Origin of the sequence: Sinorhizobium sp. 22678 (assembly GCF_052044265.1) — a bacterium.
Taxonomy (GTDB): Bacteria; Pseudomonadota; Alphaproteobacteria; order Rhizobiales; family Rhizobiaceae; genus Sinorhizobium; species Sinorhizobium meliloti_A.
The window spans coordinates 24,180-38,680 of the sequence record NZ_JBQEMS010000033.1 but is presented as its reverse complement, the minus strand read 5'-3'; the positions used below and the strand labels follow the sequence as shown (position 1 = coordinate 38,680).

The window sequence follows — 14,501 nt, the reverse complement described above, 5'->3', positions numbered from 1 at the left end:
TCTGAATATTGCGCCGCGTTCGGTCCTATATTTCGTATACTGTAAATCCGAATTGCCACTAACAATCGCCGCTGTTAATCTCCGGTCAAGGTGCGATCACCGGGGGGCGGAATTTTGCATTTCGAAGATGACGGCTTGCGGGTCGCGACCCTTGAGTTTCTGGTGAAAGTCCTTGCAACTAAAAGGCTCAGGGACGATCCCGATGCCGACCTCAAACAGGACGTTCTCAGCGCACTTGAACGTATACCGCTGCAATTCGTCTCCAGTGAGGTGGAACGGGCCGAGATCAGGGCAAAGATGCATGCCGAGGCAAATGCAATTCTGAACTGGGCGGTGGAGGGGCGGACGACCACGATCTCGCCGATCACGGGTAGGCCGCTATCAGCCTCGCATTACCGCCAATGGCGATAGTTCGGAACAAGCGCTGTCAATTGCCGCCCGCCGCGGCAGCGGCTCGTCGCGCCGGGGACCGGCTATAGCGGCTGCTCAGCCATAGCGCGTTTCAGGAAATGAACGTATTTCTCCGCGGCCGTTGATCTCGGATGTCCTTGCGATACGCCACTGCTCAGCACCGCGGCTGCCGCGGCATCGAGGTCGGTGTGCGGATGCACAAGCGTTATCAGAGGAGAGTAGCGCCCCAGCCACTGGTTTTTGTGTGTTTGAACGTCGAAGAGGAGAGAAGGAACGTTACAGAGGAGACTGAAGATCGCCATGTGATATCGCCCGCCTATGTGCAGGCGGCATTGCGAGATCGTCTCGGCAGCATGTTCTATACTGGCCGTCTCAGCAAAAATGCCGCCACGGCCAATGATCTCGGCCTCATATGGTGAGAAGCGTTCAACTGCATGCGTAAGAACGACGGGGCGAAGCTTCTGCGCCTCGCAGACCTTCAGTGCAGCCTTGAGGATTTCAACGTCTTCTTCGGCATTGTTTCTGGCGCCGGTGGTTATCAGGCAACCGTCGCGTTCGGCCACAGGTGCTGGCGATATTCGGAGGAATGCGGCATCCACCAGAAATTCGATCCCGTAGTGCTCCGCCGAGATTTCGTCGCGTGCGGCTACATGGCCGAGTTCGCGAAAGAGCCCTGTGAGATAGTCCGATCGTTCGCCTTCGTAGATAGGTATCGTTCCGTTCAATACAGCAAACGGCTTCCTCAGTTTCCTGGCGGTAAGAATAGGAGTGAAGAAAGTTGCAAGCCCTTCTGCCGTTGTCCGGTGGTCCAACGATCCCTCCGGCTGAAGGATCACAAAATCGGCGGCCGCTATATGGTCAACAGCGTCTTCGCCATATGCGGCAGAAAGCCGGGTTTCAATGTCCGAGAGTCCATATCCTTCAGCGGATGCAGGCTTCGGGAACTCCTTTCTGAAGGCGGCGAAGTTGAACCCGATGGATGTGATCTCGGCGCCCGGGAACGCCTCTAGAATCTGTTGCTTGAGACCCTGGCTTGTCAGCCGGCATCCGATATTGACCCTGAAGTCTGTGTCGTTGAACAGAGCGATCTTGATTTTCGAACCAGCCACTTCTTGGTGTCGGCAGGAGCTTGCGAGCTCGTCAACGAAGCTCTCGTAATGCCGCCAAAAGCCGGATGGGTCGCCTGTCGATATCTGCTCCCGGCAAATCGTGCGAGCGTCCGAGTACCTTTTGTCTGCCACGAGGAATCCCACAGCGCGCCTGGCTCTGGAAACGTCTGCCCCGCGTCCTGTAGCTGCCAGCACCAAGTGCCTTGCAGCTCTGTCAGGATTTGAATTCCTCAGTTTTTTGGCGAACCGCCAATGAATGGCGGACTTTATCCCCTCGAACAATTTTCGTGCTTTCGATCAGGTTCAGGATAATGGCTCCTGTATAAGTGCACACATTTCAGTCTGACATCAAGAAATTGCGAAAGGGCCTCCGAAGCCTCGCTCACACCCAGCCGACGCGTTGCCCGCACGGAAAACCTGAGAACGAATTGATGGCAGGGCGGGTGGCTTCCGACCGCATTCGCACTGAAAGCCGTGACGTTGCAGAAGGGAGGCGGCTGGAAGGCTGAGCCGTTTGGCTCTGCCATGACAGGGTGCCGCCCATGACTGGCCAAGACGGTCACAAGGCACTATAGAGACCCGGGGACGGCGCCAGTACACGGGCACGCCATGCGTGATTGCGGGGACGGGACTATTTGAGCGTTAAGGATCGAAAAGAGCGCGAGGTCGATACTGAAAAGATCGCTGGGGTCCTAAGGCGCGTCATTGCCGAAAACGGCCGCGACCATATCCGCGGCTATGCCTTTGCCATTGCGTGCCTGATGGTTGTGGCTGCAACGACGGCCTTCACCGCTTGGATCAGTGAAACGGTGGTCAACGAAGCTTTCGCCAACAAGCGCGGCGACGTCGTTCTACTCGTCTGTTTCTCGATATTTGCTGCCTTTGTGCTGAGAGGGCTGGCGACTTATGGGCAAGCCGTCGCTCTATCGAAAATCGGCAACAATATTGTCGCACGCTATAAGCGCCGGCTTTATACGCATCTGATGGCGTTGAGCATTGGCTTTTTCCAGGAAAAGCGCTCGACGCACCTCACCGCCAAGATCAACCAGAACATCTCCGGCATTCGCGACGTGCTCAATATGACGGTCACCTCGGTCGCCCGCGATGTCCTGACCTTGGTCGGCCTTATCGGCGTCATGATCAGCAAGGACTGGCTGCTCTCGCTCATCACCTTCGTTGGTGCCCCTCCGTTGCTCCTTGGGCTTCGCTACATTTCCAGGCGGCTGCGTCTGGCGACGCGCGAAGCGGTCGAGGCCAACAGCCGCGTACTAGGCGCGATGCAGGAAACCATTCAGGGCATTTCCATCGTCAAAGCCTTCACGATGGAGGACGAGTTGGGCCGCAAGGTCGAGGGGATCATCAAGGGCGCGGAGAACCGCGCCAACCGCATCGCGCGCTTGAGCGAACGGACGGCGCCGTTGACGGAGACCTTTGCAGGCCTGGCAATTTCGGGCGTGCTTGCCTATGCGGCTTTCCGCACCATCTACAGCAACGTGGCCCCGGGTGCCTTGTTCGCCTTTGTAACGGCGCTTCTCTTGGCTTACGACCCGGTGCGGCGCCTCGCTCGCCTGCAGCTGTCGCTGGAGCGCGCGGCCGTCAACGCCAGCATGCTTTACGAAATTCTGGACACGGTTCCGCATCAACGGGACCTGCCCGGGGCTACTCAACTGGCTTTCCGCGACGCGACCGTCGAGTTTCGAGACGTGCGGTTCTCCTACGGCAATGGCGAGGAGGTCCTCAAGGGAGTAAGTTTCCTGGCGGAGGGTGGCAAGACTACAGCGCTCGTTGGCCCGTCCGGAGCCGGCAAATCGACGATCATCAGCCTCATTCCACGCTTCTACGATCCACAATCGGGCGTCATCCTGATCGACGGGCAAGACATAGCCGCCGTCACCAAGCAGTCTCTGCGCAACGGGCTCGCCTATGTCTCACAACAAGCTTACCTCTTTGAAGGTTCTATCCGCGACAACATCCGCTACGGCCGGCCCGAAGCGACGGACGCGGAAGTAGAGGAAGCGGCCCGGCTTGCCTATGCGCATAATTTCATCCTGGCGCAGCCACAGGGCTACGACACGCCCGTCGGCGAGCAAGGCATGACGCTTTCCGGCGGCCAGCGGCAGCGCCTGTCGATCGCCCGGGCGCTCGTCCGCGACGCCCCCATTCTGCTGCTGGACGAGGCTACTTCGGCCCTTGATACGGAGTCCGAAGCGGCTGTCCAGAAAGCGCTGGACCAGGCGATGAGCGGCCGCACCGTCATCGTCATCGCGCACCGGCTTTCCACTGTCGTCAATGCCGACAAGATCGTCGTGATGAGGGATGGCATGGTCGTGGAGGAGGGAGCGCATGAGGAGCTCGCGCGCCGTCCGGACGGCATATACGCTCGTCTCCACAACATCCAGGGCAGTTTCTTGGAGTCCGTCGGGCAAGGCAATGATCATATCCCATCGCCATAAGTTCATTTTCATCCACGTACCGAAAACGGCCGGCAGTGCGGTCTCTGCCTACCTCGCGCGCGAATTCGGACCCTGGGACCTGCAACTTGGGTCCTGGAAGGACGCGCTTGCAAATGGAGCGAAAGCCAATCGGCTGGCGCTGATCGCCATGTTCCGCCATCTTCCTCCGCTCGAGATCGCGAAAACCCTTGTCCGGCACCACAGTGTTGATTCGCTGGCCGGGGCCGCCCTCAGTCGGCGTTTTGCGGGCAGGCTTTCGGATCATTCAAGCGCCAGCGAAATCGAGGCCTTCGATTCCGCAGCCTGGAAAAACTACTTCAAATTCTGCTTCGTGCGGAATCCGTTCGAAAGGGCCGTCTCTCTTTACAATTGGCATTACAGGAAAGCGACGACGCGGCCGAATTTCTCCGAAATGCTCCGTTTGATCGAGGAGGGAGCGGCGGAGCGTGAAAGTATTAACTGGAGATCCTGGCAACTCTACACAAGAAACGACGAGGTCGTCGTGGATTTCGTGGGCCGGCAGGAGCGGCTCTCGGATGATCTGCGTATCGTATGCGACAGGCTTGGACTGCCGTTTAACGACCGGTTTCTGACCAGGGCTAAGGCGAACCCGACGAGACCGGACATTCGCAACTATTATCAACCAGGCGATCGCGAACGCGTCGCGCGGCTGTTCGGCGCCGAGATCGAACATTTCAAGTATCGTTTCCCCGATTAGACCATTTCCGCTTTTCGCCGAATCGCGGATGGGGCAATAACCTATCGTTCTCGGCCATTCCGAGGGAAAATCGCTGCGCTATTTTTCTGGCTCTAACCGCGGGCACCCTGCGGCTCGATTCGGCTGGCAAGAGCTTCAGTCGCGTCGACTAGCGGAGGAGCCGCTTGAATACCCCTCCATCGAACCATCGGCCCCGTCACTTGCCTCGGGGCCTCCGCTTGCCAGTTGTTGTAGACGTTAGCGGTGTCGATGCCGCGGATGTCTCCATCCGAAAATCCTACATTTGGCGGTTCTCTGTAGCGATTTGGCTAGAGTCTTGGTCGTGACGCCGGCACCGGTGACGTCGAATGTCGAACTCGGCTTTCATGCGCCCTCGAGATGTTTAAAGCTTTAAAATTTCAGCCATCGAAAAGATCGGATTGGCATTGATAGCGCTGATAGGTTGCCTGGTGGCTGCGACACAGCCGCCGTTGGGCAAAACGATTGAAATAGAGCGAGGTAGGCCGCGTGGGAGCCGTCCAAGCGAGTGTTTCATTCAAAGAGCTCGGCGTGTGTCCCAGCGGCTACGAACACAACCAGGTTCTTTCTTTCGTCTAACGTGTAGATGAGGAGAAAATCACCGCCGATATGACACTCTCGATGATCTTTCCAATCACCCGTCAGCTCGTGGTCTTTCAGTTCCGCCGGCAGAGGGCCATCGTTGTCTACGATCAACCCCACGACTTTCTTCAGTGCGACCATATCATATCGGCCGGACCTAGAAAGGCGCTCCCAATCTTTTTGAAACTGTTTGGTATGACTTGATTGCCGCGGAAGCGAAGCCCGCTTGCTGGAAGCGGACTTCGCTCGTTTCTTATCACTTGACAACCTTGGGTCCCTCGAGTGACTCAAACATCTCATCAGCAGTATCAAAATGCTTGTCGTGACCCGCCTTGATGGCCCTTGCTTCCTCCATCGCAGCAATTGTTTTGGCGTTCGGCCGAGTCAATTCGACGGGAAGCGCTTTATCTCGGGCGATCCTGGTCAAAACGATTCGGATGATATCCGAGGTGGTCAGTCCGAGACTATCGAGTACCAAGGCGGCGCTATCCTTCACCGAAGGTTCAATGCGGGCGCGTACATATGCGTTTGCAGCCATTTTTGCCTCCTTTTCGAGTTTGATATTTATGTAGCCCAACTGAGCAACATATTCAAGCTCCGTGGTGGGTCGATCGAACTGGGGCACTATGATTGTTGCCCCGCACTCGCCCGAAATAGGCGTCGTATCCCTTTGGATCGCGGAGGGATTGAGCCATGGCGAACCCCGAAGACACGCCCAAGGGGGCCAGCATTTCCTGCTGTCGCCAGAGTGCCGAAGGCTGACGGTGCTCGATCTCGCCAAGATGCGGGATACAGCTGCCTACGACTGGTCTAAGATGTCCGCGCGCCCGCTCCCTTTCAATCTGCTCCAGCCTGTCAGTCAAGGCGGCCCCGCTTCTGCCTCAACTCCCAGGCTACACCCATTCTAGGCTCGGTTCTCACCAAACCAGGGTAGTCGGGATGCCACTTCAGGTCTGGTTGGTTTTTGCTACCTAATGCCGGAGAATTTGCAGGAAGGGTCGGCTAGCGTAGGAGCTTTTTGAACAGGCTCTCCATCGAACCGTCCGCCTCATCACCGGGCATGTCAGTTCCGACTCCCGGTTGCTCGGCGGTTGCGGGCTCCTCGTTCACCGGAATTTCCCCAGCCGCCTTGTCGGGCCTGGGCGCTGTACCGCCGCCAATAATCTCTTCAATCGAGAGCTGCTGTTCTTCTTGTTCTAGAGCCTTATTCAGGGCGCCGCCAAGCAGATCCTTAACGGAGCCACCCGCACCGCCTCCGTTAACGAGGTCGCCAATCGGCAACTTATCGATCGGCAGCCCGAAATCCTTAAGCTTTGCCAATGCGGCATCGGGATTCTTCAGCAGGTCCGAAAGGTCCGGATAGATGCGGGGTGCGGCGAAGCTGCCTTCGACCACGACCGGGACGCCGATGCCGTCGGTGGAAATCTCGGCGCCCTGGCCCTGGAGAGACGCGACGAGGCGGGGCTCGAGCCGGAAATTCAGAGTGCGTTCCGCAAGATCGGCCGCACCGTTGCCGCTCATGCGGACCAGCGGGCCAACGAGCTTGATGTCTTCGGTGCGGGCAACGCCGCCTTCGATGGCAAAGGATGCCGCAAGCTCCGTGAATGTCGTCGCTGTGCCGTCGTCCTGCTTGAAACCTGACGACATCAGCCTCACGAGATTGTTGTAGACGTCGGCAATGTCGATGCCGCGAATAGCGCCATCGGAAAAGGCCACATCCGCGGTGCCCTGCAGCGACTTCGCAAGCGTCCTGGTCGTGCCGCCCGCACCGGTTACGTCGAACCGGGCTTTCAATGCGCCTTCGAGATATTTGAAGCCCGCCATGTCCGTCAGAAGCGGCGCGGCCGACGCTCCGGAGATGGAGGCCTGCAGGGCGATCGAGGGCTCGGGCTGGGAGCCGTCGGCCTTGAGGCTCGCGACGACATGGCCGCCATAGAACGGGCTTTCGGGCAGCGTCAGGCTTGCGACGCCGTCGGAGACGACGAGACTGGTGGCTACCGGTCCGGCAAAGACCTTGCCGTAGCCGAGCTTTTTAGCATTGAGCTGGACGGTTGCGTCGACCGACCGGAGCGAAGAGAGATCCAGCGGAGCGTCGGCAGGTTCGCCCCCTTTCGGCGCCTTTGCCTGCGGCGCGGGGGACTGCGCCCCGGCCAGCCGCGCAAGGTCCAGCTCGTCGAAGTTCAGCGCTGTCGTGATCTTCAACGGTGTCGCAAATTCGACAGAGCCGCTGCCCGCGCCTTCGACGCCGTTGACGGAGATGGTCGCCTTTTTAAAGGAAACACTCGTCGGGCCCGCATCGACATGCCCGTTGAAGGCCAGCGGACCGACGCTCTCGGCACCGCTCTGCCCGAAACCGGCGAGGAAAGCTGAGAGGTCGGCGGTGGAAAAACCGAGGTTTCCCGCATAGGTGCCCGGCAGAGCAGCCTTGCCGTCGAGCGACAGGTTTGCGTCGGGCATTTTCACCTGAAGCCTGAGGGGGATTCCCTCGGCGGCGAGATTGCCGGCGAGGATCGTATCGGCGGCGGGGATTTGCAGATCGACGTCGACCGGCTTGCTGCGCCACTCCAGGCGGCCGGCCACGCGCACCGGCTTCGCGAGGCTTTCGATCCGGGCCGTGATCTTCTTCGCCTTCACCTCGCGCATCGTCTCATCGGCAATGCCGGGCAGGGTATAGGCCGCATCGCGAAGGCCGATCGTTCCCGTGAGATCGGCTGTCTTTCTGATGTCTTGCGCATCGAGGCCGCGGAAAGCAAAGCCGGCGTCGATAGTCAGGGCTCCGGAGAGCGGGACGGTTTGGCCGGCAAGGGCTGAGAGCTTGGCTATGTCGAGCCCCTTGCTTGCGAGACGGCCCCGGAAGACCGGATCGTCGGCCCGGACGTCGGTCGCGACGTTGGCGGCAACGCTTCCCGCATCGATGCCCAAATGCCCGAGCTCGGCAACCAGTTCTCCATTCTTGAGTGCGGCCGCAAAGGAAACGTCCGTCGCTGAAATTTCTCCGATGGTCAAAGCGGCCGCGTTGATGCTCATGTCGGCATCGAAGCCGGCCAGGAACTGCAAATTCGCCCGTCCGGCCGTCTCCGCAGCCGGCGCTCCCGACTGCGACGTTTCCGGCGCGGCGGCCATGAACGGCGTCAGGTCGAGCCGGTCGGCTTCCAGATCGACGAGAAAGCGCGCACGCTCCCCGGGGACGAAGAGCGCGTTCAGGCCGAAGGCCTGTTCGCCGGCTTCCACTTCGCCGCCTTTTATCTGATAGCTGCCATTGGCGTTCAGGGTGACCTGTCCGCTTGCCTCCAGGCTCGACATGCCCGGCGCGGGAGCGGGGTCCGCTTCCACGGCAAGGGTGACATCCGCGGGTTGGCGCTCGAGCAGCGACCGCAGGGTCGATATGGTGAAGCTGGTCTCGTAGTTCCGCCCCCCCATGCGGGCGGATGCGGAAAGAGAGAATGCGTCGTCGATGTCGGGCGCCGTGAGCGTGAGCTCGACATCGGAAACGACCTCCTCGGGGTTGGCTGCGCTTCGACGTACGAACGTGCCGGAGGCGATGGAGACCGACTCGATTGCGCTTCGTTCAAGGAAAGCGACGAGGGCGGGAAGCGGGTCGCCGGAACCGGTCTCATCGCCGCCGCCGGCAGGAGCCGGCACCTCGTCGCCCGGGGCCTTCTCGTTGAGGACGATGACGGGACGGTCGAGCGCGATCTGTTTGATACGCAGCCGGTCCGACCAGAGCGAGGAAATCGCCACCGAACCGGCGACCTCCGCAAATTCGGCGGTTATCCCTTCGGCTTCGGCCGAGAGGGTCACGTTTTCCGCGATGACCGCAAGATAGGGAAATGCCGAAAGTTTCACGGGACCGTTGAACGCGATCGAACTGCCGGTCGCAGCCGACAACTGCCGTCCGAGTTCGGCCCGCATCCAGTCGCTGGAAATCAGGCTCGGCAGAATGGCGATTGCAGTGACGGCGAGCGCGGCAACGCCCAGAAGACTAAGAATGAAGCGCCGCATCGCTTTCTCCTGGTTGTAAAAGCTATTGATTCGCTATCGTTTTCCAGAAAGCGCGATTTCGCAAATGTCTTCACGACGCCGACGTCAGATATTTTCCGGCGTATAGATGTCGAAAGGCAGGAAAGTCTGGCCGGGCACGCTCGAAGCACCCCGGTCGATCGCGCCGACCATGAGGTCTATCGTCTCTCGGGCCAAGGCCGGAACGGGTGTCGAGACCGCCATCAGCACCGTCTCGTCGGCAAGGGCCGCGCGCGATTCCGGCGTCAGCTCGTTGACGACGGCGAGCAGCTTGCCCCCGAGCTTTTCCTCGCGGATCGCCGAGATGGCGCCCTCCATGCCGCCGCCGCAGACGTAAAAGCCCAGGAGATCCGGATGGCGCTGCAGGAGATCGAGCGTCGCCTCGTGGGTGATCTCGGGCGTGTCGAGGTTCACCATCGTGTCGAGGACCTCGAAATCCGGTGCATTCTCGCGAAAATAGGAGCGAAAGCCGATCTCGCGGAGTTCGTGCCCATGGAAACGGTGGCTGCCGACGAAAGCCGCGACCTTTCCTGGCCGCCTGGCCGCCTTGGCGATCATCCAGGCAGCCGTCCTGCCGACTTTCTGATTGTTCAAACCGATATAGCCTTCGCGCACGCCGGCGGCGAAATCCGACAGGAGGGCCAAGACCGGGATGCCGCGTTCCTTCAGTTCCTCGATTGCCGCAGTCACGGCCGGGTAGTCGGGCGACACCAGCGCGATCGCCTGATTGCGCGCCGCCATCACCTTCAGCTTTTCGACGATGGCGCCGGGCGTGGAGCTTGCGACGAAATCCACCTGCGCGTTGGCGCGGACACGCGTCACCGAGAGCGCCGCGTTTTCGATCTCCTTTGCCATGGCCTTGTAGAACGACTGCTCCGGCTTTTGCAGGAGAAAGCCGAGCCGGTATTGCGGCAGATCCTCGAAGACCCTTTGGCGCAGCAGGCCAACGGCGTGATAGCCGAGCGCTTTTGCCGCATCATAGACGCGGCGTGCCGTTTCCTCGCGCACCGGATGGCGGCCGTTCAGCACCCGGTCGACCGTTGCGACGCTCACGCCGGAGGCGCGGGCGAGATCCGCGATCGTCGGCCTCTTCGTCATGTCTCCTCCCTGAAACTATTCCCTCATCCGTGAGGCTGTCACGCTGATAGGATTTGAGAGAATCTATCATGACTGCATTGAGAAGCGTGAGAAGTCAACCTATCCTCGCTTCATCGAATGGAGGCGCCGATCGGGAGTGGCGCCGGTTCAAAAGGCTGCAGCCGCATTTGCGCACTCGGTGAGAGGCGCGGCGCCGCAGGGAGGCAGGAATGACGACAGTTGCGACGAAGCGCGATTACAGCCTGCTCGGCCGCGATGCCGAGGCGGCGGTTGCAAGCGGCCTTGCCGCCGCCGAATGGTATCACACCGACATTCCGCGCAAGCAGATGAAGGAGCTGATGAAGCGGGAGGACGGTCCCGCCATTCGCGACACCGCAATCTGGCTCGGCAGCACGGTTCTTCTCGGCGGCCTCGGCGTCTATTTCTGGGGCAGCTGGTGGGCGGTTCCCTTCTTCCTCGCCTATGGCGTCCTTTACGGTTCCGCTTCCGATAGCCGCTGGCACGAATGCGGCCATGGCACGGCCTTCAAGACGATGTGGATGAACGACGCCGTCTACCAGATCGCCTGCTTCATGATCATGCGCAACCCGGTCACCTGGCGCTGGAGCCACACCCGCCATCATACCGATACCGTCATCGTCGGCCGCGACCCGGAAATCGCCGTCATGCGGCCGCCGGATCTCTTGCGCCTGGTCCTCAACTTCTTCGGCATCATCGACGTCTGGCATGCCATGATCGATATGGTTAGAAACGCCTTCGGCGTAATCAGCGCCGCGGAGAAGACCTTCATTCCGGAAATGGAGCAGCCAAAGGCGATCCGCATCGCCCGCATCTGGCTTGCCATCTATCTGGCGACGATCGGCCTTTCGCTCTATCTCGGCTCGATCCTGCCCTTGATGCTCATCGGCCTGCCGCGGCTTTACGGCGCCTGGCATCATGTGCTGACTGGGCTGCTGCAGCATGGCGGCCTTGCCGACAACGTGACCGACCACCGGCTGAACAGCCGCACGGTCTATATGAATCCGCTCAGCCGCTTCGTCTATTGGAACATGAACTACCATGTGGAGCACCATATGTTCCCGATGGTTCCCTATCACGCGCTGCCGAGGCTGCACGCCATGATTAAGCACGATCTGCCGGCGGCCAATCCCTCGATGCTTCACGGCTACCGCGAAATGATCCCGGCATTCCTGCGGCAGCTGCGCAACGAGGCCTACTTCCTGAAGCGCGAACTGCCGCCGACGGCAAAGCCCTATCGCGAAGAGTTCCACAACGACCGCCTGGTTCCTGCCGCTGAGTGAGGCGGCGCGGTCGATCGCAGCAAATCATCGAATGGAGGAAGAAATGAGCTCGAACTGGGTGGAGGTCTGTGCGGCCGAAGAGATCGACGAGGAAGACGTCGTCCGTTTCGATCACGAGGGACGCACGTTTGCGGTCTATCGCAGCCCGGACGACGAATATTTCGCGACCGACGGTCTCTGCACGCACGAGCAGATCCATCTCGCCGACGGCCTGGTGATGGGCGACATCATCGAATGTCCGAAGCATAACGGCCGCTTCAACTACAAGACCGGCCAGGCCAAGGGCGCCCCCGTCTGCGTCAACCTCAGGACCTATCCGGTCAAGGTGGAGGCGGGGAGCGTGTTCATCGGGCTTTCTTAGGTATGCTCACGTTTCGGAACGCCTCCGCAGTCAATTCTCACCCCGGTTGTCATGCTCGGGCTTGTCCGGGGGTCCCACACGCAAGGTATGGGCGTGAAGAGGGACTGCGCGTAACGCCGGCTGGTTTTGAGTTTCGGTGGCTTGTGAATGGATCCTCGTATCAAGCCTGAGGATGACGACTGGGGTAAAGCCCGAGCCTTGCAACGAGTAAATCCCAGAGGGTCCCGTACTCAAAGAAACCCGATCGCTAAATGGCAGGAGGAGAGCATGTCGCATATCGTTATCATCGGCGCAGGCGAATGCGGTGGGCGGGCTGCCTTTGCCCTCCGGGAAAAGGGCTTCGATGGCGAGATCACGCTGATCGGCGCCGAACCGCACCTTCCCTATGAGCGGCCGCCGCTTTCCAAGGACGGCTTCGCCGAGGCCTCCCAGCCGAAATTCATCGCGACTGCTACGCGCTACGAGGATGCGCGGATTACGGTCCTGACCGGAGTTACAGTGGAGAGCATCGACCGCGCGCGGAAAGCCATCACGCTCTCGGACGGACAATCCCTCGATTATGACCGCCTGCTCCTTGCCACCGGCGCCCGGCCGCGCGCTTTCCAGGGAGTGCCGGAAAATGCCGGACGTATCCGCATGCTGAGGACGCATGCCGATGCGCTTGCGATCCGCGCCGCCCTGACGCCGGGTGCAAGGCTCGCCATCATCGGCGGCGGCTTCATCGGCCTGGAGCTTGCCGCGACCGCGCGTAGGCTCGGCGCCGAAGTCGTGCTTGTCGAAGGCCTGCCGCGCGTTCTCTCGCGCGGCGTGCCGGAAGAGATCGCCGCCTTCGTCGCGGAACGGCACAGGCAAGAAGGCGTGGAGATTATCTGCGGCGCGCAGATTGCGGAGATCGAGCAAGCCGGTGACGGCGCGCGCCTGCTGCTTGCCGACGGAGTCGGCATCGAGGCCGACCTGATCGTCATCGGCATCGGCGCGGTGCCCAACACCGAACTTGCGGAGGCGGCCGGGCTCGTGATCGAAAACGGCATCGCAGTCGACGAGAGGCTCTGCACGTCGGACCCCCATATCTACGCCGCCGGCGACTGCTGCTCCTTCCCTCTGCCGCATTATGGCGGCCGTCGGGTGCGGCTCGAAGCCTGGCGCAATGCCCAGGATCAGGGCGCGCTCGCGGCCGCCAATCTGATGGGTGCGGGAGAAACCATGGCCAGCATTCCTTGGTTCTGGTCGGATCAATACGAGTTCACCCTGCAGATCGCGGGGCTTGCCGACGGTGCGGAAACCACCGTCCGGCGCGACATGGAGGAGGGGGCCTTCATCCTCTTTCATCTGGATGCCGAGGGACGGCTGATCGCCGCCAGCGGCATCGGCCCCGGCAATGCCGTCGCCCGCGATATCCGCCTCGCCGAAATGCTGATCGCCGCAGGCGCAAGGCCCGATCCGCTGGCGCTTGCCTCGCCCGAAACCAGGCTCAAGAAGCTGCTGGCGGCCTGAGTGCCCCCTTTCTTTGAAGCGGCGCACTTCCGGACGGAAAGCCGCTGCCCACTTTTTCTGGAAGTGCTCTACCGGAGATTTTAGATGAGACACCGCCGCCCGACCGTTGCCGATCTCCTGTCGATGAAGGGAAAGCGCCAGCTCACCATGCTCCGGGTGATGACGCTGGAAGATGCGGAGGCTGCGGAGAAGGCGCGCATCGACCTCGTTTCCGTCCCGCCGGCGCTGCTCGGCCCCGAGTTTCGCGAGGCGGCCCCTTCCGTCTTCGCCTTTCCCGGCCTCGAATATGGCGACCATGTCACCGCGGAGGATTATATCCGCGCCGCCTTTAAGGCGCTGAAGGTGGGTGGCGACGCCGTCTACTGCGCCGCAAGCCTGTCGACCGTCAGGCGCATGCGCGAGGAGGGCATTCCCGTCTGCGGCCATGTCGGGCTGATCCCTTCCAAGGCCACCTGGACCGGCGGCTTTCGCGCCGTCGGCAAGACGGCGGCAAGCGCGCTCGAGATCTGGCGCCAGACGAAAGCGCTGGAAGAGGCGGGCGCCTTTGCCGCCGAGATCGAGGTGGTGCCGGGCGAAGTCGCCGCCGCGATCAGCGCGCGCACCTCCATGCTGATGCTTTCGATGGGGGCGGGGACGGGCTGCGACGCGCAATATCTCTTTGCCGAGGACGTGCTCGGCGCCAATCGCGGCCACTATCCGCGCCACGCCAAGACCTATCGCAACTTTGCCGCCGAATATGACCGACTGCAGCAGGAGCGCATCGCCGCCTTCTCCGAATTCGCTTTCGACGTCCGTTCCGGCGCCTATCCGGAAAAAAACCATCTTGTCGGTATTGAGGAGAAGGAGCTTAGCGCTTTCCTGAGCGAACTCGAAGGCGGGCGCTGAGCAAGACGAGCTCACCTCCCAGTGGGGCCGCCTGGCCGCCTCGACCGAAAA

At 60.9% G+C, this 14,501-nt stretch carries 12 protein-coding genes and 1 pseudogene; 7 read left to right on the top strand and 6 right to left on the bottom strand.

What is annotated here, in order from left to right:
* Positions 1-114 precede the first annotated feature (114 nt).
* The gene (locus ACTJKL_RS29315) at positions 115-411 is read left to right on the top strand and encodes a hypothetical protein (protein ID WP_100674340.1); all 297 of its coding nucleotides are present in this window, start codon (positions 115-117) and stop codon (positions 409-411) included.
* Positions 412-473: 62 nt separating this feature from the next.
* Here the strand turns inward: ACTJKL_RS29315 and ACTJKL_RS29310 are convergent, their stop codons facing one another.
* Entirely contained in the window at positions 474-1,802 is a 1,329-nt protein-coding gene (locus ACTJKL_RS29310) for a polysaccharide pyruvyl transferase family protein (RefSeq protein ID WP_440854512.1), read from the bottom strand.
* 353 nt (positions 1,803-2,155) lie between these two features.
* Between ACTJKL_RS29310 and ACTJKL_RS29305 the strand changes: the two genes are divergently transcribed.
* The gene (locus ACTJKL_RS29305) at positions 2,156-3,973 is read left to right on the top strand and encodes an ABC transporter ATP-binding protein (protein WP_440854511.1); all 1,818 of its coding nucleotides are present in this window, start codon (positions 2,156-2,158) and stop codon (positions 3,971-3,973) included.
* On the top strand, positions 3,951-4,691 hold the full coding sequence (locus tag ACTJKL_RS29300) for a sulfotransferase family 2 domain-containing protein (protein WP_440854510.1): 741 nt from the start codon (positions 3,951-3,953) through the stop codon (positions 4,689-4,691). The genes ACTJKL_RS29305 and ACTJKL_RS29300 overlap by 23 nt, the downstream gene beginning before the upstream one ends.
* Before the next feature lie 224 nt (positions 4,692-4,915).
* Here ACTJKL_RS29300 and ACTJKL_RS29295 read toward each other — a convergent pair.
* The 5 genes and pseudogenes from ACTJKL_RS29295 to ACTJKL_RS29275 all read right to left on the bottom strand — a co-directional run.
* Positions 4,916-5,078: pseudogene (locus tag ACTJKL_RS29295) on the bottom strand (AsmA family protein); the annotation flags it as partial.
* 144 nt (positions 5,079-5,222) lie between these two features.
* A complete protein-coding gene (locus tag ACTJKL_RS29290) occupies positions 5,223-5,591 on the bottom strand; it encodes a type II toxin-antitoxin system YafQ family toxin (protein ID WP_180980810.1) in 369 nt (122 codons plus the stop codon).
* On the bottom strand, positions 5,548-5,829 hold the full coding sequence (locus tag ACTJKL_RS29285; RefSeq protein ID WP_440854509.1) for a type II toxin-antitoxin system RelB/DinJ family antitoxin: 282 nt from the start codon (positions 5,827-5,829) through the stop codon (positions 5,548-5,550). Before ACTJKL_RS29285 ends, ACTJKL_RS29290 begins: the two co-directional genes overlap by 44 nt.
* 464 nt (positions 5,830-6,293) lie before the next feature.
* A complete protein-coding gene (locus tag ACTJKL_RS29280; RefSeq protein WP_440854508.1) occupies positions 6,294-9,293 on the bottom strand; it encodes an AsmA family protein in 3,000 nt (999 codons plus the stop codon).
* 84 nt (positions 9,294-9,377) lie between these two features.
* Positions 9,378-10,409: a LacI family DNA-binding transcriptional regulator gene (locus ACTJKL_RS29275; RefSeq protein WP_440854507.1), complete on the bottom strand. Its 1,032-nt coding sequence runs from the start codon at positions 10,407-10,409 to the stop codon at positions 9,378-9,380.
* 209 nt (positions 10,410-10,618) lie between these two features.
* Here ACTJKL_RS29275 and ACTJKL_RS29270 point away from each other — a divergent pair, with 209 nt between their 5' ends.
* From ACTJKL_RS29270 to ACTJKL_RS29255, 4 genes are all read left to right on the top strand, one after another.
* Positions 10,619-11,710 (top strand): fatty acid desaturase family protein, encoded by a 1,092-nt coding sequence (locus tag ACTJKL_RS29270; protein ID WP_440854506.1) that lies wholly within the window; start codon positions 10,619-10,621, stop codon positions 11,708-11,710.
* 43 nt (positions 11,711-11,753) lie between these two features.
* On the top strand, positions 11,754-12,071 hold the full coding sequence (locus ACTJKL_RS29265; protein ID WP_440854505.1) for a MocE family 2Fe-2S type ferredoxin: 318 nt from the start codon (positions 11,754-11,756) through the stop codon (positions 12,069-12,071).
* A 267-nt stretch (positions 12,072-12,338) separates the two neighbouring features.
* On the top strand, positions 12,339-13,565 hold the full coding sequence (locus tag ACTJKL_RS29260; RefSeq protein WP_440854504.1) for an NAD(P)/FAD-dependent oxidoreductase: 1,227 nt from the start codon (positions 12,339-12,341) through the stop codon (positions 13,563-13,565).
* Positions 13,566-13,649: 84 nt separating this feature from the next.
* Positions 13,650-14,450 (top strand): 3-methyl-2-oxobutanoate hydroxymethyltransferase, encoded by an 801-nt coding sequence (locus ACTJKL_RS29255; RefSeq protein ID WP_440854503.1) that lies wholly within the window; start codon positions 13,650-13,652, stop codon positions 14,448-14,450.
* Positions 14,451-14,501 lie beyond the last annotated feature (51 nt).

What these genes read in the sequence shown, in the direction of transcription:
- ACTJKL_RS29300 (WP_440854510.1), top strand. Translation starts at nt 3,951, where the DNA reads ATGATCATATCCCATCGCCATAAGTTCATTTTCATCCACGTACCGAAA.
- ACTJKL_RS29290 (WP_180980810.1), bottom strand. Translation starts at nt 5,591, where the DNA reads ATGAGATGTTTGAGTCACTCGAGGGACCCAAGGTTGTCAAGTGATAAG.
- ACTJKL_RS29285 (WP_440854509.1), bottom strand. Translation starts at nt 5,829, where the DNA reads ATGGCTGCAAACGCATATGTACGCGCCCGCATTGAACCTTCGGTGAAG.
- ACTJKL_RS29280 (WP_440854508.1), bottom strand. Translation starts at nt 9,293, where the DNA reads ATGCGGCGCTTCATTCTTAGTCTTCTGGGCGTTGCCGCGCTCGCCGTC.
- ACTJKL_RS29275 (WP_440854507.1), bottom strand. Translation starts at nt 10,409, where the DNA reads ATGACGAAGAGGCCGACGATCGCGGATCTCGCCCGCGCCTCCGGCGTG.
- ACTJKL_RS29270 (WP_440854506.1), top strand. Translation starts at nt 10,619, where the DNA reads ATGACGACAGTTGCGACGAAGCGCGATTACAGCCTGCTCGGCCGCGAT.
- ACTJKL_RS29265 (WP_440854505.1), top strand. Translation starts at nt 11,754, where the DNA reads ATGAGCTCGAACTGGGTGGAGGTCTGTGCGGCCGAAGAGATCGACGAG.
- ACTJKL_RS29260 (WP_440854504.1), top strand. Translation starts at nt 12,339, where the DNA reads ATGTCGCATATCGTTATCATCGGCGCAGGCGAATGCGGTGGGCGGGCT.
- ACTJKL_RS29255 (WP_440854503.1), top strand. Translation starts at nt 13,650, where the DNA reads ATGAGACACCGCCGCCCGACCGTTGCCGATCTCCTGTCGATGAAGGGA.